The following is a 22,035-nucleotide window of genomic DNA, read 5'->3' as shown; positions in this document are numbered from 1 at the left end:
CTGCTGCAATCTATTGTTGCCGAAGATAGTCTTTTTCTGGGCGCACCGTGTTCGACGCCATCACGACGCTGGAAATCGCCAGGGAAGCGTCGAGCGTGCCGTCCGGATGCACATTCCAGACGATCTGGTCATAGTCGTCTTCCAGAGCCGGATCGACCGAAAGGCACTTGCCCACGATATGCTGAGCCTGCCCCTGGACATCGCTCATCGCAAACGGCCGTTCGGCAATGCATTGGTCAGCGGTTTCGAAGACACTTACAGGAACCTGGAGTTCACGGCAGTCGGCCATCGTGTTCGAGCAGCCGATGACCAGCAACAATGCAGCGATGTGTTCCATGGCGGAAAAGTCCTCCCGCCATAGTAACGGTTCATATTGGACAAAGTTCCTGCATCGCAAGGCTTACCAGCTAATTAGGATGGGGCGGGCTGGGCGCGCCGGGCTTCGACGTCAGAAAGCCAACTGGAAGAGCACGGCTGCGAGTACAACCGCGGCCAGACCTAAGGCGAGAAGGCGCAGTGAGGCATGGGGGACAGGTGGTACGGACGCCTCGGAGTCCTCAAACTCGCCCATGGAGATACGAGCGGCCTGTTCCAGTCTGTTCATATCGGCAACCGTCAAGGCATTCCTCCCGCACCATGCTGCAAGTCCTGCCGCGGCAATGTCCGGCGATGCAACAGGTTCCAGCGGTATCTGGGAAAAACAGCATCCGCTTTTATGGTGAACACCCGGTTAAGGATCGGCGTCGGTCGCTCATTCCGTCTCGAAATTGCCCCGTGGAACGACAAGGCGGTATTCGAGGCGACCAGCCTCGATTTCAAGCGTCGCCGTGCCGTTCAGCGACGCCGGCACGACCCGTTCAAGCGCGACGCTGCCGAAGCGCTTCTCGCTACGCGTGATATCATTGGCTCCGATCGTCTCGGCCCATGTCAGAGACAGGGAGGTCCCGGTGTCGGCCGCAGGCAGGCTGGCTGTAACCTCGACGAACCCATCCGGCCGCGACAAGGCGCCATAGCTCACCGAGTTGACGGCGAGTTCATGCATGGCGAGGCCGATATGCAGGGCAGCGTTCGGATTGAGATAGGGGTTTGCCCCCTGAAAACGCAGGCTGCGCACCGGATCTCCGCCGTAGCGGCCAACCTGGCCCGATACCAGTTCGCGAAGTGCGGCGCCTCTCCAATTGGAGGAGGTCACGAGATCCTGGGACGAAGCCAGCGATTGCAGCCGGCCGCGGAAGCGTGTCAGGAAATCACCGATGCTGTCGGAGTAGCGCCCGGTCTGGGTGGCTATGCTTTGAATGATCGCCAGCAGATTCTTCGAGCGATGACTGACTTCGCGCAGCAGCGTCGTCAGGGTCTGCTCACGGCGTTTCTGCTCGGTCGTCTCGACCATGGTGGTGACGACGCCTTGCACCGTGCCGCCATCGCCGTGGTCGGCATCGATCCAGACTTGGAACCAGCGGATGCCATCCTCGACGGGAACGCTGATCTCGAGACGTTGCGGGTTGCCGGATGCAATGACGTCGCGCTTGGCCGCGCCAATGCGGTCGGCCTGCGCCGCCGGCAGGATGCCGTTGCTGTCGGCGGTGTCGGAAACCCAGGGCGCGCGCATGTTGCGCGCCCATACGGTTTTCATCTCGCGATCCTGATAGAGAACGGAAATGCCGGCATTGTGCAAGGCGTGGAGAAGAGCCCGGCCAAGCTGCATACCGCTTTCGGCAGGATGCAGGGCGATGACTTCATCGCTTTGCACGTCGTCCTTCCTATCTCCGGTTCTGGAACGCATCGGCCAAACTGTCCACCCAACTCAGGCTGAACGGCTCACTGTTGAATGGGTTCCAAAAGAGATTCCCGAAACCAGCCTCCAAAAGCGGTCCGCCGGACAGTGCCCTTTGCAGGATACCGCCCGGCGGTGACTGGAAACCGTTTGAGGGGTGCGGCTTCCAGTGTTCGCTCGGATGATCGCTCGGCCCTCACGCCCGTCTGAATAGGCCCGCAAGAAGCGAAATGATCAGGAAAGCGAGAAAGATGAAAAACAATATCTGCGCTATGCCAGCAGACGTACCGGCGATGCCGCCGAAACCAAGCGCGCCGGCGATGATTGCCACGACGAGAAATACGAGCGCCCAGTAAAGCATGGTCCATCTCCTTCGAATGGTGCGATGAAAACGTGGGTAGATGCGGTTTGTTCCACCCTTTGCCGAAAAAGACGATGCTTGCAAATCGTTCGAAGCCGGAGGTGCGGGAATTTCGCCGATGATGAATCCGGCTCGCCACAAAGCCGCCCGATGTATCGCATCGGGCGGTCCTCAATGTCGTGCCGGCAGGACGTGCCGCGAGTCTAGGCGGCGGCTTTTGCCTGGCGATCGAAGAACAGCGCCTGGCTGATCAGCGCCTTGACCATATCGGGATTGAACGGCTTGGTGACCAGGAAGGCCGGTTCGGGACGTTCGCCGGTCAACAGACGCTCGGGAAAGGCGGTGATGAAGATGACCGGCACCGATGTCGACGACAGGATCTCGTTTACCGCCTCGATGCCCGAACTGCCGTCGGCGAGCTGGATGTCGGCCAGCACCATCTTTGGCCGTGTCTTGCCGAACATCATCACCGCCTCGGCATGGGTGCGCGCCGTTCCGACGACGCGGTGCCCGAGGCTCTCGACCATTTCCTCTATATCCATGGCGATTAGCGGTTCATCCTCGATGATCAGCACGTCGGTTGCCACCTGGCGGGAAATCTCGTTGCTTGCCTGGGCAAGCAGCTCGGAAAACTCCTGGTCGCCGACATCGAGAATCTCCGCCGCCTCGTCCTCGCTGAAACCTTCGACGGCGACGAGCAGGAAGGCCTGGCGGGGGAGCGGCGCTATAGCATTCAGATTGGCGGCGGCGCGCTGTTCCCATGCCGACTGCACCTGCTCCTGCGGGACGCGGATGGCGACCGATGTGAACAGCTTGGCGAAAACCTTGTACAGCGCGATACGATCGCTCGATGCCTCGGGGAAGATATCGACATCGGCGATAATGGCTTCGAGCATCGCGGCGACCAGCGCGTCGCCACTCTCCTGCGATCCGGAAACGGCCCGCGAGAAGCGGCGCAGGAACGGCAGATGTGGTGCGATGGTGGCGGATAAGCTCATGATAGGACGTCTCCCTCAGAATGACGTAATTGCATAGATTGCAGGTTAAGCTGATTGCAACCCCGGTCAAACAACGCTGGTCCTGAGAAAAAGTTCCGATCTCGATGGAACTAATGCGGGCAGACGGCGTTTAGGCGCCGGGATGGGCAACCAGACGAGGGTGCCGCTTGCGTTTTGTTGAGTCTGTTGTGAGCGGCTTGGGTTCTGGGAATACAAGGGCAAAATGAAGGATATGACGAAAGATATTCTAGCTGGCGCCGCGGGGAGGCGCCGGAACGGTTCTGGTGACGCCCTCGGGCCGAACTCCGAAATCGGACGCAAACTCAAACAATATTACGACGAGCTGGTCTCCGACGATGTGCCGGATCGCTTCGCCCAGTTGCTCAGCCAACTGGAACAGGCCGAACCCGCACAGAAGAAGGACTGAGGCATGGCAGCGGTCTCCCAAGGCTTCAAGACCGATTTGCTTGGGGCGATCCCGAGCTTGCGCGCCTTTGCCGTGTCGTTGACGCAGAATGCCGACAAAGCGGACGACCTCGTCCAGGAAACGCTGGTCAAGGCATGGGACAAGCATGAGAGCTTCCAGCCCGGCACCAATCTCAAGGCATGGCTTTTCACGATCCTGCGCAATGAATTCTATTCGCAGATGCGCAAACGCGGGCGCGAAGTGCAAGACAGCGACGGCATCATGACGGCCAGGCTTGCCGTTCATCCGGCCCAGCATGGCCAGCTCGATCTGAAGGATTTTCGCGGCGCCCTTGAACAATTGCCGGAGGACCAGCGCGAAGCCATCATCCTTATCGGTGCGTCGGGTTTCTCCTACGAGGAGGCGGCCGAGATTTGCGGTTGCGCGGTCGGGACGATCAAGAGCCGCGTCAGCCGGGCCCGCACGCGCCTGCAGGAGATCCTGAAAATATCGGGCGAAGACGAGTATGGTCCGGATGCGATTTCGGCCCAGGTAACGGGCTCGCCAGCCAGCTGACCCGCGATCGCCAGGCGCGGGTCGAAATCTTGTCTCAACCGGGAGCAGAACGTCCGCAGGCCGCCGCCACCGCCTGCACGAGGTCTTCGCCCGAATAGGGTTTGCCGACCAGCCTGACACCCGGAAACGATGCCTTGATTTCATCGGCATCCGAATAGCCCGACGCGAACACGAAAGGAACGCCCGCCGCGCGCAGCCCCGACGCGAAATCGAGTGTCGAGGCGCCGCCCAGCATGAGGTCGACGATGGCCGCATCGAATTGCAAGGCGACCTCCCGGCCATCGACCTCGGTCAGATCGCGCGCGATCACCACCTCACCGGCGCCGTGGTCACGGCAAAGCTGCTCGACATCCATGGCGATAAGAAATTCGTCCTCCAGGACGAGAATCCGCAATCCGTCGAGCAATGTGGGCACAGGCAAGGACTCCTTGAAACGCATAGACTCATGATCGCTAATCGGCGTGCTGTCATTTAAAAAAGACATGTGGCAGGCGGCGGAACCTCAATCCTTGCAACGCGTTGAAATGCAGCTCTTCCAAAGAGCGGGCTTTCGAAGAGGGGTCGAAATGTCAGCGCAGGACAATCGCGCTTTCTCCAGCCGCCAGTATCCTTGCGAGAACTGCCCGTTGCGGCCGCCGGCCGCTGATCTGACGAAGCGCTTTTTTTACTATGTCGGCGGACAGGGTGCGCGCGGACGCGTTTTCGGCTAGTTTGCCCCTGGTGTCGGAACCTTGAGACACGCGGCGCGTTTGAAACCAAGCAATCACAAGGAGTTAAGCAATGGCAACTGCCGCAGGAAAGACCGCAAACGACGCCCGTGCGAATGCGGACCTCGAAGCCGACATCAGGCAGCTGAAGGCCGATATCGACAAGCTCACCAAGCAGTTGGCCAAGACCGGGGAGCATGGCTATGGCACGGCCCGCCGCGCGGCCACCGAAGGGGTCGAGCAACTGCGTGCGCAAGGCGAAGCCGCCTTTGACAGTCTGCGCAGCAACGCCAAGGACATCGAAGCTCAGATGATGGCCAGCGTGCGCGAAAAGCCGGTGACGTCACTGGCGATCGCTGCCGGCGTCGGCTTCCTCTTCGCGCTCCTCGCGCGTCGCTAATCGCATCCTCGGATGGGAATGCTCGCATCCCTGATTTCCGGCCTGGCGTCGGGCGAAATCGTTGCCGCCATGCGCCGGGCGCGCACGGCGGCAATCGTCTATGGGATCGCCATAACGGCAGCGCTCTGTGGTCTCGGCTTTCTGGTCGGGGCAGCCTATATCTGGGCGGCGACGCGCTACGGGTCGCTTGCCGCCGCGCTAGGCTTTGGCGCCGGTTTCCTGGTGCTTGCCGGGCTGATCCTGCTGATTTACCTGATATCCGCGGGCTCGCGCGCTCGGCGCCGGGCGCAGCGCCGCAATGCCGACATGAAAGCAATCGGCATCACCGCCGCATTGGCTGTGCTGCCGATGCTGCTCAAGGGAAAGGGCGGTCTCGGTGTCATTCTGGGTCCGGCCGTGGCGCTCGCGGCTTACGCGATCTACCGCGAGAATGTGAAATCCGACGATCCAGATGAGAGCGAGCGGAAATAGGTCGTTTTCCTCTTTGACCAGGATTTCTGGACAAACGGAAACCGTTTGGCCGCGAAAACCAGGTTTCCACTTTTCGGGGATCATGGTCTGTCACTTCGACGGATCCTCCAGCGGCATCGATATTTCGGCAAACACGCCTTCCGGCCGGAACTCATGGGTCACTTCGCTGGAAATGACCTTGGCAAGGCCGCGGCGGATGAGGATCGAGCCGAAGCCGTGCCGCTCCGGCGGAGCGACTTGCGGGCCGCCGCTTTCGCGCCAGGTCAGCACAAGGCGTCGGGCACCCTTCCTGCCTCGCGTCCTCCAGTCGAGATCAACCTTGCCCGATGCCACCGACAGCGATCCATATTGCAGCGCATTGCTGCCCAGTTCATGCAGGATCAGGCCAAGACCGACAGCCTGGTCGGGCGACAGCAGCAAATCGTCGCCGGAGATCGTCATGCGCGGCTGCGCTGCCGTTTCGAAAGGCCTGACCTCGATCTTGACGAGTTCACGAATGCCGATGCCGCGCCACTCGCGGTCCGACAACAAATTGTGGGCGATGCCCAGGGCCTGAAGCCGGGCGCCGAAGGCTTCGAGGAATTCGCTCGGCTGGCGGGCATGGCGCACGGTCTGCGTCGCCAGTGCCTGGACCGTCGCCAACGTGTTCTTGACGCGGTGGTTGACCTCACGCAGCAGCAGCCGTTGCCGCTCGTCGCCAAGCTTGCGCTCTGATATGTCGTAGTTGACGCCGAAGATCAGCGTCGGCTTGCCGTCGCCGCCGCGCTCGATGACGCGGCCACGCGTGGCGAGCCAGCGTGGCGGATGAAAGCCCTTCACCCGGTATTCGCCGAAATAGTCGTCGCTGCCGGTCAAGACATCGCGAAAGCGGGTTTTGCTCTGATAGACGTCGCGCGGATCGATGGCGGTGAGGATGTCGCGTGCCCGCAGCCGGTTCGAGCGCGGCAGGTTGAACAGTTCCGACAGCAAGGCGTCGCATTCGATGATGTCGGTGCGGATGTCCCACGCCCAGCTGGCGAGCGACGCCGCATCGAGCGCGATGGCGCGCCGCTTTTCCTCACGCGCCAGTGCAGCCTCGGCGATGGCACCGCTGCGGGTGGCGTCCTTCAAGGTGAAAAGGCTGGCGGCGAGGCCGGCGAGCGCCTTCAACTGGTCGAGTTCGGCGCGGGATGGAAAGGCATGCGGCTTGCGATCGAGCACGCACAGCGTGCCGATGTGGGCACCTGCGGCGATCATCGGCGCGCCGGCATAGAAGCGGACATGTTGCTTGCCGGTGACCAGCGGGTTGGCCCTGAAACGGGGGTCCATCGTTGCGTCCGCGATCACAATCGGTTCGTTGCCGGCGGCAATCGCATGGGCGAAGAAGGAGGCGTCGGTCGCGGCTTCGGTCTCGTCCAGGCCGAAGCAGGATTTGAACCATTGCCGCCCATGGTCGACGAGCGTGACCAGGGCGATCGGCACCCGCATCACCGCCGCGGCAAGGCTGCTGATGCGGTCGAAATCCGGGTCGGCCGCAATATCCAGTATCTCCAGCCCATGCAGCACCGCCAGCCGGTCTTCGTCCTCGACCGCGCGCGCAACTTCGGCCGGCAAATCCGGCACTATCTCCGCCTTGCTATTCACCCAAGTCCCCAATGCCCGGTCTTCGTCTTCGCCCCGCGCTGTCTTCGTCGACCCGGAACCATCCTAGCGAGGAACCGTTACCTGACAATATTGTGCCGGACCCGTCACCTGGCGCAAAACGCGATAGGGACCGACCATGCCCAAGATCATTCCCGAAAACAAAGCGCGTCAGGGGCGATGGGGCTGGCACGGCCTGCGCATTTTGATTGCCGCGCTGTTGCTGGCCTTCGCCGCCTGGGGCATCGCCGAGATCTATGGTGAAATTGTCAAGACGCCGGCGACAGAGCAAGGAAGTGCGCCGAGCGGCTAGATTTTCGGGCTTCCTGGTTAGAGATCGCATCAGGCGGCCTTTGCCTCGGCGACGCTGGCCGGCACCAGCACATTCAGTGCGCCAGGGTGGATTTCGATCGTCGTTTCACGGTCGAGACGGACCAGTTCTCCATCCATCACGGCGCGAAACTTGCTGCTCCCCGAATGGATTTTCAGGACCGTTTTGCTCGCCTGATGGATTTCGACATGTTCGTTGTCGCGCCATTTGCCGCGCGCCATGTTGAAGAAGAATTTGACCAGTTCGGCGCGCTGCCGCGCCACCGTGACATAGACGCCAAGCACACCGCCCGCCGGGTTGTCGGCGTAGGGCAAGTGGCCTTCGCCGAACAGATTGTTGGTGATGCCGATGCCGGTAATGCGGGCCGCCATCTCGGCTTCGCCGATGCTGAGCGTCACGTTCATCGCCGGTGGATTTTTGATCGTCACCCAAGCCGCCCTGACCGAGGCACGGATCTTTCCCAGCCGCGAACCGAACTCCATTTTTTGGCGCAGTTGCACCATCTTCGCATGCATGCCGATCGAGAACTGGTGGATGAAGGGTCGGCCGTTGGCAGTCGCCATGTCAACCGCGATGATTTCGCCGTCGGCGAAGGATTTGAGCGCGGCATCGAGCGACTGCGGAATACCCAGCCCGCGTGCGAACAGGTTCATGGTGCCGGCCGGCAATATGGCGAGCGCCTTCTTCGTGCCCATTAGCCGAGCAGCCGCGGCGGAAATGGTCCCGTCGCCGCCACCGGCCAGCACGACATCGACGGAGCGGCGTGAAGCCGCGCCGTCGAGCGTTTCCACCACATCCTTGCCTGCGACAATCTCGATGCTGAGAGAGTGACCTGCCGTCTCCAGCGTCTGATGCATCCTGTCGGAGAAAGCGGCAAGGTCAGTTGTGCGTAAGGTGCCACCATCCCGGTTCAGCACCGCCGCGAATTTCATGCCCGCTCCCGTCATTAGGTTGGACCGGGACAGACCCAGCCGCAGGCTGAAACGCGGCGAAGCGGGAAAGGTTCCGCTCGAGAGCAATTGACATTCGCTCGGGTCGCTCTGCGACCAAGGTTACATCGCTCGGTGCTTTCTGGCACGGACGCCCGCGCTTTTTGTCGGAACAACAGCATGCTCACGACGTTGTGAAGCTGTAAAAGACGCCGCGTCCGATCTCCTTTTAGCGATGAGCGCGGCGTGCACGAAATCAGGCACGAGGAGAGAACATCATGACCCGCAACCTCTTAGCCACGACCGCACTCGCAGCGCTGGTCGCGACCGGGGCCTACGCGCAGAGTACGACAACCCCGGCACCTGCGGATGCACCTGCCGTACAGGAGCCGGCCGCTCCGGTAGTGCGCGCGGAAGGCAGCATCGTCACCAACATCGTCGGTGAATCCGTCTACAACGGCACCGGCGACGATGCCGAGAACATCGGCAAGGTCACTGACGTCGTCTTCGACAAGGATGGGCAGGCGAAATCCGTCATCATCGGCGTCGGCGGTTTTCTGGGTGTCGGAGCGAAGAACGTCGCTTTCGACTACGACAAGCTGCAATGGGCCGAAAAGAACGGCGACCGCTGGCTGGTTGCCCCGACGACCAAGGACGAGCTGACGGCGCAGGCAGAATTCGATAGCAAGCCTTACGCTCCTGCACCTGCCGCATCGACCGCGGCGCCAACAGCACCCGCGACGACGGATACCGCGCAAAAGCCTGTCGACATGAACGCCGCTCCGACGGAACCGGTGAAGCGCGCCGACGGCAACCTTGCCACCAACATCCTCGGCGAAACCGTCTACAACGGCACCGGCGATGACGCGCAGAACATCGGCAGCGTCAACGATATCGTTCTGACCAAGGAAGGCAAAGCGCAGTCCCTGATCATCGGCGTCGGCGGATTCCTCGGTATAGGGGCCAAGAACGTCGCCTATGATTTCAACAAGGCCAAATGGGCCGAGAAGAATGGCGATCGCTGGCTGGTGGCCCAGACCACCAAGGAAGAGCTGGAGGCGCAGCCGGATTTCGACCGCAAGGCCTATGATCCGCTACCGGCAACGACGGCTTCCAATGCGCCGCCAGCAACCGCACCGGCCGCCGCACCTTCTGCCACGACCGCTCCGGCGGACAAGACCGCGGCTGTTCCGACGGCTCCTGACCAGACACAGACCGCAGCCATCGACAAGTCCGCGCTGACCGAAATGCCGGTTGGTGAGATCCGCGCCGACGATCTGAAGGGCACCACCGTCTACGGTGCCAACGATGCCAAGGTCGGCGTGATCGGCGACGTCGTCTTGACCCCCGACAAAAAACCCGATGCCGTGATCGTCGATGTCGGCGGCTTCCTCGGCATTGGCGCGAAGGAAGTCGCGGTCGGTATGGATAATCTCAAATTCATGACCGACAAGGACGGCAACAAGTATCTCTACACGACCTTCACCAAGGAACAGCTCGAGGCTCAAACCGCCTATGAAAAGGGCAGCTATGCCGAGAAGCGCGATCAGCAGCGCATGATTGTGCGGTAGCTCGGTTCAGTCTTGAAGAAGGTCCGCCCCGGCAACGGCGCGGACCTTTTTCATGTCAGGCGCGGAGGGAGACCGGCGGCGCGGCCCGCAATTCCGTGCTCGGTGAGTTCGGCCAGTGCCAGCGACTGGTCGAGATGTTCGGCACGCCAGGCAAGCAGCCGTTCGGCAAACTCCAGCCGCACGGCGAGATGCTTTGGGGAGGCCGCGAGATTGTGCAGTTCGCCCGGATCGCTTTCCAGATCGAAGAGCAGCGGCGGCAGGCCACCACCGAAATGCACATATTTGAATCTTTTCGTGCGGATGACGGCGAGATTGCACTGGCGTGAGGCGATGCCGAAATGGCGTTCGGCCTCACCTTCGGCAACCGAGCGGAAGTCGAACTCCCAATGCGCGGCATCGCGCCAGGCTGCAGGGTTCTTGCCGTCCAGGAACGGCCTCAGCGAATGGCCGTCGAGGTGCGGCGCGGGATCCTCGCCGAGCAGGTCGAGAAGCGTCGGCACTAGGTCCACCGCTTCGGAGAAGCGGTCGACGCTGCCGCCGGCCGCCTTGCGGTGTCGCGGATCGCGGACGATCAGCGGAATGTGGTAGCTGCCGTCGAAGTAGCCGCCCTTGCCCAGCATGAAATGGTCGCCCATCATCTCGGCATGGTCCGATGTCAGCACGATGATGGTGTCGTCCCACGCGCCCGCGGCCTTGACCGCTTGCCAGACGCGGCCGAGCTGCGCGTCGACCTCGGAGATCATGCCGTAATAGATCGCGCGGAGGCGGCGAAAGTCTTCATTGCTCCAGTCATGCACCATGCCACTGGCGTCGGGACGGAACTTGGCCTGCTTCTGCCGGCCGAGGTCATAGGCGAGATAGGGATGGCTTTCCGCCTCTGTCTGCCAGCTTGCCGCGCGCTGGAAGGCGGGACCGTCTGCTGATTCATACAGCGTGTTGTAGGGCTCCGGTACGATGAAGGGCGGGTGCGGGCTGATGAAGGACAGATGCGCGAACCAAGGTGATGCGTGCTCCTGCTCGCCGAGCCAGCGCGTGAATTCGCGGGTCAGGAACGCGGCCGGCGTTTCGTCCTCGGAATAGATGGGCGGCGCGTTGCTGACGCCGGCACCGGCCTTGCCGTCGGTCACCGGGCGGTGGATGTCGGGAGATCCGGCGCTGGTGTCGATACCTCGCTGCTTCAGCCAGGACAGCCACTGCTTCTGATGCTCAGGCAGCAACTGGCGCACCGTAAAGCCCGGCAGCACGCCTTCATAGCTTTGCAGCCGAGGGTCGCCCGGCGCCAGCAAACGTGGATCGAGCGACACGTCGGTGTAGCCGAACAGCGTCGGATCATAGCCAAGGCCGCGGGCATGCAGCGCGATGTTGCCGTGACGGGCGTCGAGCGGCGTCCCATTGCGGCAGACGCGGTTGTTCATCTGGTAGAGGCCGGTGTAGAGGCACGCGCGAGCCGGCGAGCAGGGCGCAGCACCACCATAGTGCCGCTTGAACAGCACTCCCTCCGCGGCGAGCGCATCGGCATTCGGCGTCTTCACAAGCGGATGGCCCGCGGCCGACAGACAATCGCCGCGCCACTGGTCGCATGTGATCAGCAGAATGTTAGGCCGCCTGGCTTTTCCAGTCATTCGCGATACCCTTGTCGCTGGATGGTCGAACGCCGCTCATGGAACCGAATTCCGGCGACGGCGCAAGTTTGTCTCGCGAGTCATTTGGTGAACAAACCTCTTTCCTTTGTTCACTTTTACAGCACAGTCCATTCTGTGTTTGCCGTCTTTGCCCAAAGCGCTCGCATCCTCATATTGGCGTGGACAGCGGCGAGGCCGCACAAGCACCAAGAGAAGGAGCAAGACAATGCTCGACCAGATCAAGGGCCTGCATCACGTCACATCGATGGCCAGGGATGCCCGGCAGAACAATGAGTTCTTCACCCAAAAGCTTGGCCAGCGCCGGGTCAAGAAGACCGTCAATTTCGACGCGCCCGATGTCTACCACCTCTACTATGGCGACGAGTCCGGGACGCCCGGTTCGGTGATGACCTATTTCCCGTTCCCCAACATCGGCAAAGGCCGTCATGGCGTCGGCGAAGTCGGCACCACGGTCTATTCGGTGCCCGAAGGTACGCTTGCCTACTGGGAAAAGCGTTTTGCCGATGAAGGCGTCACCGGCGTGTCGCGCGAAGAGGCATTCGGCGAGAAGCGTCTGGCCTTTGCTGGTCCCGATGGCGACGGTTTCGCGCTGGTCGAGGACAAGGCAGACGGCAGAGCGCCATGGGCGAAAGGCGGCATCCCCGTTGATGAGGCGATCCGCGGCTTCCATTCCGTGTCGCTCCGGCTGAAGGATGGCGGCGCTACCGAGGAGCTTTTGAAATTCATGGGCTACGAGGAGATCGAGAAATCAGGCAATGTCAGGCGGCTCGCTGTGAAGAACGGCAACGGCGCCGACGTCGTCGATATCGAATCGCTGCCGACCACGGCCTTCGCCGATCTCGGCGCTGGCTCCGTCCACCATGTCGCCTTCGCCGTCGAGAACCGCGCCAAGCAGCTCGAAGTGCGCAAGGCGTTGATGGACACTGGCTATGGAGTGACGCCGGTGATCGACCGCGATTATTTCTGGGCAATCTATTTCCGCACGCCGGGTGGCGTGCTGTTCGAAGTCGCCACCAACGAGCCGGGTTTCGATCGCGATGAGGATACCGCTCATCTCGGCGAGGCGCTGAAGCTGCCGACGCAGCACCAGCACCTGCGACCCTATCTCGAACAGCATCTGCAGAAGCTGGAAGGCTAGACCATGAGCAAGGACGCGTACATCCACAAGCTGCTGCCCGGTTCGCCGGGCGGTCCGCTGCTGTTCGTCTTCCATGGCACGGGGGCCGATGAGAACCAGCTTCTGTCGCTGGGGCGCGATCTCGCGCCGCGGGCAACCATCATCTCGCCGCGCGGCGATGTGTCGGAACAAGGTGCCGCGCGCTTCTTTCGTCGCACTGGCGAAGGCGTCTACGACATGGACGATCTGGCGCGGGCGACGGACAAGATGGCGGGCTTCGTCAAGGCGCATGTCGAGGCGGCGAAGCCATCGGCCGCGCTCGGCCTCGGCTACTCCAACGGCGCCAATATCCTGGCCTCGGTGGTGTTTGCGGCGCCGGCGCAGTTCGACGCTTCGGTGCTGATGCATCCGCTGATCCCGTTCGAACCGGAGGTCAAGGGCAGCCTTGCCGGCCGTCACATTCTCGTGACCGCCGGCAAGCGCGATCCGATCAGCCCGCCGAACCTGACGACGCGGCTCGAAGCCTATTTGCGTGCCGATGGCGCCGATGTCACAGTGGAGTGGCATGAAGGCGGGCACGAGGTGCGGCCAAACGAGATCGAGGCGGCACGGCGGCTCTTTGCCGGTGCTGCCCAAGGAGTATAGCGATGCCGGATCAACTGCCTGAGATCGAACTGGAGGATCGCGGTTCCAAGGGTCGCTACGTCCTTCGCGGGCCCGGTGGCGCCGAAGCAGAGATGACCTTCACCAAGATCGGCGAGCACCAGATCATCATCGATCACACAGAGGTACCAGACGCGTTTCGCGGCCAGGGTGCCGGGCTTCGGCTCGTCACCCGCGCCGTCGAGGATGCGCGCGCGGCGGGGAAAAAGATCATTCCGCTCTGCCCGTTCGCCAACGCCCAATTCCGCCGCCACAAGGAATGGGCCGACGTGCTGAAGCAGTAGGGATTTTGGCGTTCGCAAACGGCGCGGCAGGCGGCTGCGGTCTCACCGGGGTGGCTTTGGCATTTGCCCGGGTGGCGCATCCTGCCTAAGTAGATATGATCTATCGCAGCCACCTTGCCGACAAACGAATCGAATGATCCCCCATGACCGAAACCGACCTCGTTCCCGTCTTCGACGGCCACAACGATACGTTGCTCAGACTCTATCAGTCGAAAGACACCGACGTCGAAAAGCTGTTCATAGAGGGGAAATCAGGCGGCCATATCGACCTGCCGCGTGCCAAGGCCGGTGGCTTTGCCGGCGGGATGTTCGCCGTCTTTCCGCCGCCTGTCGAGAAATCCAGGCGCAGCGCCGTGCCCTTGGCGCCGAGCCATGCCGAGCCGCTGCCGCCCGAGGTTCCGCGCAATGACGCGCTGACCTCGACGATTGCGATGGCCTCGATCCTATTCCGGCTGGAACGGGCCGGAGCGCTCACCGTCTGCCGCAGCGCCGGCGACGTGCGCAACGCCATGGCGCAAGGCTCGATCGCGGCGGTGTTCCACATCGAAGGGGTCGAGGCGATCGATCCCGAACTCACCATGCTCGACGTGCTGCACGCCGCCGGCTTGCGCTCGCTCGGCATCGTCTGGAGCCGGCCCAATGCCTTCGGTCACGGCGTGCCGTTCCGCTTTCCGTCCTCGCCCGACACCGGGCCCGGCCTGACCGATGCCGGCAAGGCGCTGGTCAAGGCCTGCAACCAGCTGAAGATCATGGTCGACCTGTCGCATCTCAACGAGAAGGGCTTTCGCGATGTCGCCGCGCTCAGCGATGCGCCGCTGGTCGCCACCCATTCCAACGTGCATGCGATCTGCGGTCATTCGCGCAATCTCACCGACTGGCAGCTCGGCGCGATCCGTGAGTCCGGCGGCATGGTCGGGCTGAATTTCGCCACCGGCTTCTTGCGCGAGGACGGGCGCATGAATGCCGACACCAGCCTCGACATCATGGTGCGCCACGTCGATTCCCTGCTGCAGGCGCTGGGGGAAGATGGCGTCGGCCTCGGCTCCGATTTCGACGGCGCCATGATCCCGGCCGTGATCGGCGACGTTGCCGGCCTGCCGAAGCTGCTCGATGCATTGGCCGCGCGTGGCTTCGGCCGCGCGCTGATCGAGAAGATCGCCTATCGCAACTGGCTCAACATGCTGGAAAAAACGATAGGTTAGGACGACCTATTGGAAGCCCATGCGCTTAAGCCAGTCCCTGCCGACGCCGCGAACGCGGATGATCGGCAGCGGATCTTCCGAATCGAGCCGTGCGCAGATGCGGTAGACTTCGAGTGTCTCGGCGTTCATCTCGTCGCGCTTGTAGAAAAACATGGCCGCGGCATAGCGCGTGCGGCCTGACCATTTTTCGCCGAGCGGCGTGTTGACCAGCTCCCACTGTTCGGCTGCTTCCCCGTCTCCATCCAGCTTGTCGGCTTCGTCGGTCATGATCAGAAGTCCGCCGGCGGGTTGGCAGTGCGGCGGTCGAGCTTGACGAACGGCCGCGCCACCACCTTGGCTCGCTTCATCAGCTTCTGATACCGCAGCTCGCGCATCGCGTAAATCTCAACCCAGAGATCCTCGACCATGGTATCACCATATGGCCGCGCCAGCGAGGCGATGGCGATGTTGCGCTTGGCCATCGGCGACCACATGGCGGCGCTGACAAGGCCGACCTCCTGAGTCTTCTTGTGGTAGACGATGGCCTGTTCGGCCGGGATGTTGCCTTCGATCTCCAGCCCGACCAGTACATAACGCAATTTGCGTTTCGCTCTCGCCTCGAGGATGGCGCGGCGGCCGTTGAAATGGCCCTTTTCCAGATCGATCATGAAGCCAAGCCCGATCTCGTCGGGCATGCGCAAGCGGTCTGTGCGGATGGCGTGCTCGGCTGTGGTGAAATCCGTATTGGCAACGATCAGCCCGGCCTCGAGACGCGCGCGGTTGAGCGCGGTGTAACCGATAGCGCGAATGCCGCGCGGTTCGCCCGCAATCATCAACCGGTCCCACAGGCTCAGCGCTTTGCCGTTCGGCACGAACAGTTCGTAACCGAGATCGCCGGTGAAGCCGGTGCGCGAAATGCTGACGGCACCGCCATCATGCGGGAAGTCGGCGAGGTCGAATATTTTCAGCCGCTCGACGCCGGCGAAGCCGGCATCGCGCAACACGGCAAAGGAGGTCGGGCCTTGCAAAGCGAGGCCAGCGACGGCCTCGGTTTCTTCCTCGACCGTGACGTTGAATCCAATGGCGCTGTCGAGCAGCCACGGCAGGTGCCGCTCCTGCGAACAGAGGCGGAAGTGGGTCGGCGACAGCCTAAACAGCGTGCCGTCGTCGAGGACAAAGCCCTCATCGTCGCACCAGGCGGTGTAGTGGACGCGGCCGGGCTTGAGCTTGGTGACGTCGCGCAGCGTGACACGATCGAGCAAGGCTTCGGCGTCCGGACCCTCGATCCGATATTTGGTCATCGGCGAAATGTCGAACAGCGCCGCCTGGCTGCGGATGGCGAAATATTCGAGCTCCTCGTCCCACAGCGAATGCGGGGCGCGGTAGCCGGCCCAATTGTACCAGTCCTGGGTTCTGGCCAGCGCATCGATGCGCGGCTGGAACGGCGTGCCCAGACGCAGCGTGCGGAAATGAGCCTGTGCGGCTGCTCGATCGGAAGCGGCTGCACCGGCTGTCTTTGCCATGGGCTTCTTTCTGTTTGCCTGAACCATGGCCTATCCCTTCATCGCAATGATTCGCCGCGCGGCGTTGAGGCCAGGAGCGCCGGAAACGCCGCCGCCGGGATGCGAGCCGGCGCCAGCCAGGAACAGCCCTTCGACCGGCGTATCGTAGCCGGACCAGCCGGACACGGGGCGCGAGACCAGCATCTGATCGGCCTGCAATTCGCCGTGATGCCAGTGGCCGCCCGGCATGCGGTAGCGCGTCTCGATGTCGGCCGGCGTCAGAAGCTCGGCATGGACCACGATCTTGCCGATACCAGGCGCGTGAGACTCGAGCTGCGTCATGATCGCCTTGAGGAATTTCGGCTTGCCGGCAGCCCAGCCCTCCTTCAGCGCATAGGGCGCATATTGCGCCACCGCGGACAGCACGCAGGCGCCGTTGGGCGCGAGCGATGGGTCAGCGACGCTGGGTAGCGTGATCTCCATCACCGGCTCGGGCGAGAACTCGCCATATTTGCAGGGATTGAAGGCGCGCTCGACGTGATCGGGCGAGGGGGCGATAACCAGCCGGCCCTTGTGGCCGGCGGCATCGACGCCGCCGAATTGCGGCGGCCGGTCGAGTGCCAGATTGAGCTTGGCCGCATCGCCCTTCATGCGGATGCTCTTCACCTTGCGGACGAAGCCGGTGTCGATCTCGCGCGGTCCGACAAGGTCGAGGAAGGTGGTGGCCGGATTGATGGCGGAGACGATCGTTCTCGCGCGCAGCACCTCGCCATTTTCGAGCGCGACACCGACGGCGCGACCTCTCTCGACGATGATTTTTGCTACGGGCGCCGATGTGCGGATTTCGACGCCAGCCTTCTCCGCCGAGGCACGGATGGCGACGATAACCGCGTCCATGCCACCTTGCGGCAGGACCTGCGCGCCGGCTGTACCGCCCGCCTCGCCGGCGAGGCGATAGTAAAGGCCGAGCAATGAGGTCGGCGAGCGCGGGCCGAGGTGACTGCCAAGCGTCGCATCGAAGGCGAGCAGGCCTTTCAGCCTGATATCGGCAAGCTGCTCGTCGAGCAGGTCGGCGACGTTCATCAGCAGCACGCGCAGGAAGTCGCGCATGTCTTCCTTGCCGAGCTTTTTCAGCGCCAGCGCGACCTGGCCGAGTGAAGCGGTCTCGATCAGCGACATGCCGGCGAGATCGGGCGGCCGGCGGGAGAGGAACGGTTTCAATATGCCGGCATAGCGCAGCAGCTGGGCGCGCAGGTCCTTCCAGGCCGATTGCTCGGAGGGACTGGCGCCGGTCAGCACCTCGCCATACGCGCCATGCAGGACAAGCGACGGGCCGTCCTTCGACAGCGCCACCGACGGCATGAAGTCGGTGCGGGCGACCCGCAGCCCGTGCATTTCCAACTCCAGCGTCTTCACCACATCGGGATGCAGCCGGTTCAGCAGATGGGCGATCGAAGAGACCCGAAAGCCCGGTGCGAATTCCTCGGTGCGTGCGGCGCCGCCGACCTCGCTTCCAGCTTCCAGCACGAGCACCTTGCGGCCGGCTTTCGCCAGCGTGGCAGCGGCGATGAGGCCGTTGTGGCCACCGCCAATGACGATTGCATCAAATGACGTCATGGGCCGGGCTCATGTGGGAGGTCGACTTGGCAAGATCGCGCAGGATTTCCGCCGCTGCATTGCGGCCGGGCGCGCCCATGACGCCGCCGCCGGGATGGGTCGAGGAGCCGCACATATAGAGCCCACTGAGCGGCGAACGGTATTGCGCGTAGCCCGGCACCGGCCGGTTGAACAGCAGCTGGTCGAAGGTCAGTTCGCCCTGGAAGATGTTGCCCTCGGTGAGGCCGACTTCCGCTTCGATCTCGCGCGGCGTACGCACCTCCATGTGGACGATGCGGTCGCGAAAGCCAGGCGAGTATTCAGCGATCTGCGAAATCACGCTTTCGGCGAAACCGTCGCGGTCGGCATCTGTCCATTCGCGGCCGTTCACCTTTGGCGGCGCGTATTGCACGAAGCAGCTCATGAAATGCTTGCCGGGCGGCGCCATGGTCGGGTCGAGTGTCGTCGGGATGACCATGTCGAGGAACGGATCGGCCGACCAGCGGCCGTCCTTCCAGTCGTCATAGGCGCGCTCCATGCGCTCAATCGAATCGGTGAAATGCATGTCACCGCGATAGACCGGCGAGTCCTTCGGCAGCGCCGGGAATTCCGGCAGCGAATCGAGCGCGATGTTGACCTTGCCGGAGGAGCCGCGGATCTTGAAGTTCCTGACCCGGCGCAGGAAAATGTCGGGCAGTTCCTTTTCCTCGACAAGTTTCAGGAAGGTGCGCTTGACGTCGGCGTTGGAGACGACGAGCTTGCCGTAAATCTCCTCGCCGCCGGCCAGCACGACGCCCCTGGCCTTGCCGCGCTGGACGAGCACATGGTCGACCTCGGCGCCGGTGCGGATGGTTCCACCGGACGCCTTGAACGACGCGGCCAGTGCCTTGGTCACCGCGCCCATGCCGCCGCGCGCATAGCCCCAGGCGCCGATGGAACCGTCGACCTCGCCCATATAGTGGTGCAGCAGCACGTAAGCCGTGCCCGGTGACATCGGCCCGAGTGCGGTTCCGATGATGCCAGACAAAGCGAAGTTCGCCTTGATGACATCGGTCTCGAAATACTCGTCGAGAAACTCGGAGATCGACATGGTCCAGAAGCGCAGCGTCAGCGCTATTTCCTCAGTCGACAGATCGGCGAATTTCTTGCCGAGATAGAGCAGTTCTCCGATGTCGCGGGGCCGCAGGCTGGTCGGATCGGGGGCAGTGCGCATCAACAGCGGCTGGATAAAGCGGCACTGTCGCGTCACGTCGCGGGCGTAGCGGTCGTAGGCTTCGGCATCGCGCTTGGAAAAGCGGGCGAACTCGCGCCGGTGCGCGTCGTGGTCTCGGTAGTTGGCGAGGTAGTCGCCGTCGCGAGTGAACACCGCGCCGCCTTCGTAGGAGATGACCTGCAGGCCGAAGCGCGGCAGTTCGAGGTCGCGCATGATCTCCGGCCGGAACAGCGAACAGACATAGGAGCAGTTGGAGTAGAGGAAGCCCGGCGTCAGTTCCCTGCTGGTGGCGGCGCCGCCGACCCAGTCGTTCTTCTCGACCACCAGCACGTCGAGGCCCGCGCGCTGCAGGTAGCAGGCGTTGACGAGGCCGTTATGTCCGCCGCCGATGATGATCGCATCCCAAGCTTTCATTTTGGCCCAGTTCTCGTGTGCGACCCGCGCTCATTTTTGCGTGATCTGTTCCCGAATGCGCGGAATTTGGCACGAGGGTAGCCATTCTGTCCAGCCGTACTGAATGAATGTTCAACAAATGATATTGCGTTTTCGCTGCCATGCGTTACGCTTTGCCGGCGTTCTAAAGTTCTGAAATCGGCTGACGAGGACGACATCCGATGATCGAAACGGCAGATAGCGGCCGCAGCCTATGTCGACAACAACATACGAACCTGGGAAGCGATGCAGAAGATGCTTGACAGTGGTGAGCACCGTCCCACTCATCTTCGCGGTCGAAAGCCGGTTGGATAGCCGGCGATGCTGGAGACCATCGGACCCATGAAGACAGCAGTCGCCAGGGAAGCCCTCCTTGATTCGGTGCGGAAAAGCGAGGCTGAAAAGCGCGGACGCAAGGCCTCGAAGGAGGTCAGGCAGCTTCAGCTCATCGAAGCGACAATCGATTCCCTGGCCAAGCGCGGCTATTCGGAAACGACGATGGCCGATGTCGCCGACGGCGCCGGCCTGTCGCGCGGCATCGTCAATTTCCATTTCGAGAGCAAGGAAAAGCTGCTGATCGCGACCTTGCAGCATATGTATGACGAGTACTCGGCGCATTGGCGCAATGCCTTGCAGAAGGCAGGCGATGACCCCGCCCATCAGCTTCACGCTCTGGTCTCCGCCGATTTCGACCGTTCGATCTGTAACAAGCGCAAGCTGGCCGCATGGTGCGCGTTCTGGGGCGAGGCCAAGTCGCGGCCGACCTATCAGGCGCTGAGCAGCGCCCGCGACGCCGTCTATCAGACCATCTTCATCGACCTGTGCGTGACACTCAAGCAGAGCGGCGACTATGCCTATGAGCCGCAGGTCATGGCCCTGGCGCTCAGCGCCATGCTCGAAGGGCTGTGGCTACGGCTGATGATGGGGACCGAGGACACCACCCGCGAGACCGCCTTGCAGGCGGCCAATGAATTCCTGTCGGCGGCATTCCCGAAACACTACCCGCTGAAGGACGCGACGAAACCATAAGAAAATCAGGACGCAGAGGATGGAACAGCAATGAAGACATTGGCTCGACGGCTGACATTGACCTTGGCGCTGGCTGGAACGCTGGCGGCATCGGCCGCGGCACTTGCGGTCGCAGCCGACAAGGACCTGATCGTGTTCGACTGGTCCGGCTACGAGGACCCCAGCTTCCATCCGAAATATGTCGAGAAGAACGGCGACTCGCCGACCTTCGCCTTCTTCGGCGACGAGGACGAGGCGTTCGAAAAGGTGCGCTCCGGCTTCAAGGCCGATCTCGGCCATCCCTGCTCGCAGAGCGTGGTTAAATGGCGCGAAGCGGGCCTGCTCCAGCCGCTCGACACGTCGAAGATCACGGGCTGGAAAGATCTCAATCCCGGCATCATGGCGATGAAGGATCTTGCCACCACGCCGGATGGCAAGGCGTGGTTCATGCCCTGGGACTGGGGCAATACCCAACTCACCTACAATACCTCCAAGATCGACGCCAAGGACGCGCAATCGCTGAAGGCTTTTGCCGATCCCAAATTCAAGGGCAAGGTGTCGATCGGCGACAATGTCGACGACGCCTATGCGCTGGCCAGCCTCGCCATCGGCCTCGGGGACTGGACCAAGATGACCGACGAGCAGTTCAAGCAGGCGTCGGATTTCCTGCGCCAGGTGCACAAGAACGTCCGCTCCTACTGGACCGACACCACCGATGTCGTTCAGCTGTTGAGCGGCGGGGAGGTCGACCTCGCCTGGGCCTGGAATGACGCAACCGTGCAGTCGGTGGCAGCCGGCGTGCCGATCATGGCGAAGAAGGACACCGACGAAGGCATCTCGACCTGGGTCTGCGGCTATGTGCTGTTCAAGGACGTGCCCGGAAACGTCGACAAAGCCTATGATTATCTGAACGCGGTCAACGATCCGGAGACGGCCAAGGTGCTGGTCAAGGACTGGGGCTATGGCCAGGCCAACGCCAAGGGCATGGCCGGCGTCGACCAGGCGGCGCTGAAGGAAAAGGGCTATGACGATGTGCAGAAATTCGTCGACAAGACGCTGTTCCAATCGCCGGTGCCGTCGGACCTCAAGCTCAAGATGATCGCCGAGTTCGAGAAGATCAAAGCCGGTTACTAGTACCTGTGCACAGAGGATTCGACGGGTTGGATGGGTTGTAGCCGGGGCAGGCTATCGGGTTTGACGAGCAGTTCGATGCTGCGCGCGAGGCCGGGTTGCCTGCGGATCAACCCGCCGC

General features: G+C 62.5%; 25 protein-coding genes. 12 read left to right on the top strand and 13 right to left on the bottom strand.

What is annotated here, in order from left to right; genetic code table 11:
* Nucleotides 1-10: 10 nt before the first annotated feature.
* From NKH19_RS03905 to NKH19_RS03885, 5 genes are all read right to left on the bottom strand, one after another.
* Nucleotides 11-337 (bottom strand): hypothetical protein, encoded by a 327-nt coding sequence (locus tag NKH19_RS03905; protein ID WP_352871880.1) that lies wholly within the window; start codon nucleotides 335-337, stop codon nucleotides 11-13.
* Nucleotides 338-448: 111 nt separating this feature from the next.
* Complete coding sequence (locus tag NKH19_RS03900) at nucleotides 449-619, bottom strand: hypothetical protein (RefSeq protein ID WP_352871878.1); 171 nt, start codon at nucleotides 617-619, stop codon at nucleotides 449-451.
* 132 nt (nucleotides 620-751) lie between these two features.
* Nucleotides 752-1,783: a sensor histidine kinase gene (locus NKH19_RS03895; protein ID WP_352871876.1), complete on the bottom strand. Its 1,032-nt coding sequence runs from the start codon at nucleotides 1,781-1,783 to the stop codon at nucleotides 752-754.
* 187 nt (nucleotides 1,784-1,970) lie between these two features.
* Entirely contained in the window at nucleotides 1,971-2,135 is a 165-nt protein-coding gene (locus NKH19_RS03890) for a DUF1328 domain-containing protein (protein WP_006203859.1), read from the bottom strand.
* Between the two features lie 203 nt (nucleotides 2,136-2,338).
* Nucleotides 2,339-3,133, bottom strand: a complete 795-nt coding sequence (locus NKH19_RS03885) for a response regulator (RefSeq protein ID WP_352871874.1) — start codon at nucleotides 3,131-3,133, stop codon at nucleotides 2,339-2,341.
* Between the two features lie 223 nt (nucleotides 3,134-3,356).
* Between NKH19_RS03885 and NKH19_RS03880 the strand changes: the two genes are divergently transcribed.
* Both NKH19_RS03880 and NKH19_RS03875 read left to right on the top strand, forming a co-directional pair.
* Entirely contained in the window at nucleotides 3,357-3,560 is a 204-nt protein-coding gene (locus NKH19_RS03880) for a NepR family anti-sigma factor (RefSeq protein ID WP_352871872.1), read from the top strand.
* A gap of 3 nt (nucleotides 3,561-3,563) precedes the next feature.
* Nucleotides 3,564-4,115 (top strand): sigma-70 family RNA polymerase sigma factor, encoded by a 552-nt coding sequence (locus NKH19_RS03875; protein ID WP_027037058.1) that lies wholly within the window; start codon nucleotides 3,564-3,566, stop codon nucleotides 4,113-4,115.
* A 34-nt stretch (nucleotides 4,116-4,149) separates the two neighbouring features.
* On the opposite strand, the gene NKH19_RS03870 is transcribed toward NKH19_RS03875, so the two are convergent.
* A complete protein-coding gene (locus tag NKH19_RS03870; RefSeq protein WP_502910878.1) occupies nucleotides 4,150-4,554 on the bottom strand; it encodes a response regulator in 405 nt (134 codons plus the stop codon).
* A 341-nt stretch (nucleotides 4,555-4,895) separates the two neighbouring features.
* Here NKH19_RS03870 and NKH19_RS03865 point away from each other — a divergent pair, with 341 nt between their 5' ends.
* Nucleotides 4,896-5,222: an ElaB/YgaM/YqjD family protein gene (locus NKH19_RS03865; protein ID WP_352654111.1), complete on the top strand. Its 327-nt coding sequence runs from the start codon at nucleotides 4,896-4,898 to the stop codon at nucleotides 5,220-5,222.
* A 12-nt stretch (nucleotides 5,223-5,234) separates the two neighbouring features.
* Complete coding sequence (locus NKH19_RS03860) at nucleotides 5,235-5,693, top strand: hypothetical protein (protein ID WP_352871868.1); 459 nt, start codon at nucleotides 5,235-5,237, stop codon at nucleotides 5,691-5,693.
* A 90-nt stretch (nucleotides 5,694-5,783) separates the two neighbouring features.
* Here NKH19_RS03860 and NKH19_RS03855 read toward each other — a convergent pair whose 3' ends face one another.
* A complete protein-coding gene (locus NKH19_RS03855; protein WP_352871866.1) occupies nucleotides 5,784-7,316 on the bottom strand; it encodes a sensor histidine kinase in 1,533 nt (510 codons plus the stop codon).
* Nucleotides 7,317-7,452: 136 nt separating this feature from the next.
* Here NKH19_RS03855 and NKH19_RS03850 point away from each other — a divergent pair, with 136 nt between their 5' ends.
* Nucleotides 7,453-7,626, top strand: coding sequence for a hypothetical protein (locus NKH19_RS03850; protein WP_023757374.1), 174 nt, complete (start codon nucleotides 7,453-7,455; stop codon nucleotides 7,624-7,626).
* A gap of 29 nt (nucleotides 7,627-7,655) precedes the next feature.
* Here the strand turns inward: NKH19_RS03850 and NKH19_RS03845 are convergent, their stop codons facing one another.
* On the bottom strand, nucleotides 7,656-8,576 hold the full coding sequence (locus NKH19_RS03845; protein ID WP_352871863.1) for a diacylglycerol/lipid kinase family protein: 921 nt from the start codon (nucleotides 8,574-8,576) through the stop codon (nucleotides 7,656-7,658).
* Nucleotides 8,577-8,851: 275 nt separating this feature from the next.
* On the opposite strand from NKH19_RS03845, the gene NKH19_RS03840 reads away from it, so the two are divergent.
* Nucleotides 8,852-10,144, top strand: a complete 1,293-nt coding sequence (locus tag NKH19_RS03840; protein WP_352871861.1) for a PRC-barrel domain-containing protein — start codon at nucleotides 8,852-8,854, stop codon at nucleotides 10,142-10,144.
* A gap of 50 nt (nucleotides 10,145-10,194) precedes the next feature.
* On the opposite strand, the gene NKH19_RS03835 is transcribed toward NKH19_RS03840, so the two are convergent.
* Nucleotides 10,195-11,766: an alkaline phosphatase family protein gene (locus NKH19_RS03835; protein ID WP_352871859.1), complete on the bottom strand. Its 1,572-nt coding sequence runs from the start codon at nucleotides 11,764-11,766 to the stop codon at nucleotides 10,195-10,197.
* A 226-nt stretch (nucleotides 11,767-11,992) separates the two neighbouring features.
* Here NKH19_RS03835 and NKH19_RS03830 point away from each other — a divergent pair, with 226 nt between their 5' ends.
* The 4 genes from NKH19_RS03830 to NKH19_RS03815 all read left to right on the top strand — a co-directional run bounded on the left by NKH19_RS03830 (nucleotide 11,993) and on the right by NKH19_RS03815 (nucleotide 15,053).
* A complete protein-coding gene (locus NKH19_RS03830; RefSeq protein ID WP_352871857.1) occupies nucleotides 11,993-12,925 on the top strand; it encodes a VOC family protein in 933 nt (310 codons plus the stop codon).
* A gap of 3 nt (nucleotides 12,926-12,928) precedes the next feature.
* Nucleotides 12,929-13,549, top strand: coding sequence for an alpha/beta hydrolase (locus NKH19_RS03825; RefSeq protein WP_352871855.1), 621 nt, complete (start codon nucleotides 12,929-12,931; stop codon nucleotides 13,547-13,549).
* 2 nt (nucleotides 13,550-13,551) lie between these two features.
* Nucleotides 13,552-13,851 carry a GNAT family N-acetyltransferase gene (locus tag NKH19_RS03820; protein ID WP_023763762.1) on the top strand — a complete coding sequence of 100 codons (300 nt, stop codon included), beginning with the start codon at nucleotides 13,552-13,554 and terminating at the stop codon, nucleotides 13,849-13,851.
* 143 nt (nucleotides 13,852-13,994) lie between these two features.
* Nucleotides 13,995-15,053 (top strand): dipeptidase, encoded by a 1,059-nt coding sequence (locus tag NKH19_RS03815; RefSeq protein WP_352871853.1) that lies wholly within the window; start codon nucleotides 13,995-13,997, stop codon nucleotides 15,051-15,053.
* 6 nt (nucleotides 15,054-15,059) lie between these two features.
* On the opposite strand, the gene NKH19_RS03810 is transcribed toward NKH19_RS03815, so the two are convergent.
* Genes NKH19_RS03810 through NKH19_RS03795 form a run of 4 tightly spaced genes read right to left on the bottom strand, consistent with a single transcriptional unit; the run spans nucleotide 15,060 to nucleotide 19,757 of the window.
* The gene (locus tag NKH19_RS03810; RefSeq protein ID WP_352871851.1) at nucleotides 15,060-15,320 is read right to left on the bottom strand and encodes a hypothetical protein; all 261 of its coding nucleotides are present in this window, start codon (nucleotides 15,318-15,320) and stop codon (nucleotides 15,060-15,062) included.
* Between the two features lie 2 nt (nucleotides 15,321-15,322).
* On the bottom strand, nucleotides 15,323-16,582 hold the full coding sequence (locus NKH19_RS03805) for an aminomethyl transferase family protein (protein ID WP_502910877.1): 1,260 nt from the start codon (nucleotides 16,580-16,582) through the stop codon (nucleotides 15,323-15,325).
* Between the two features lie 3 nt (nucleotides 16,583-16,585).
* Complete coding sequence (locus tag NKH19_RS03800; RefSeq protein ID WP_352871847.1) at nucleotides 16,586-18,151, bottom strand: phytoene desaturase family protein; 1,566 nt, start codon at nucleotides 18,149-18,151, stop codon at nucleotides 16,586-16,588.
* The gene (locus NKH19_RS03795) at nucleotides 18,138-19,757 is read right to left on the bottom strand and encodes a phytoene desaturase family protein (protein ID WP_352871845.1); all 1,620 of its coding nucleotides are present in this window, start codon (nucleotides 19,755-19,757) and stop codon (nucleotides 18,138-18,140) included. Before NKH19_RS03795 ends, NKH19_RS03800 begins: the two co-directional genes overlap by 14 nt.
* A gap of 339 nt (nucleotides 19,758-20,096) precedes the next feature.
* On the opposite strand from NKH19_RS03795, the gene betI reads away from it, so the two are divergent.
* Both betI and NKH19_RS03785 read left to right on the top strand, forming a co-directional pair.
* Entirely contained in the window at nucleotides 20,097-20,804 is a 708-nt protein-coding gene (betI, locus tag NKH19_RS03790) for a transcriptional regulator BetI (protein WP_352871842.1), read from the top strand.
* A 30-nt stretch (nucleotides 20,805-20,834) separates the two neighbouring features.
* Complete coding sequence (locus tag NKH19_RS03785; RefSeq protein ID WP_352981882.1) at nucleotides 20,835-21,917, top strand: ABC transporter substrate-binding protein; 1,083 nt, start codon at nucleotides 20,835-20,837, stop codon at nucleotides 21,915-21,917.
* Nucleotides 21,918-22,035: the final 118 nt, after the last annotated feature.

It is taken from the genome of Mesorhizobium sp. M1338, assembly GCF_040318045.1.
In the GTDB taxonomy this organism is placed as follows: Bacteria; Pseudomonadota; Alphaproteobacteria; order Rhizobiales; family Rhizobiaceae; genus Mesorhizobium.
Note: the sequence above shows the minus strand (reverse complement) of the source record. Positions and strands in the feature narration are given on the sequence as shown.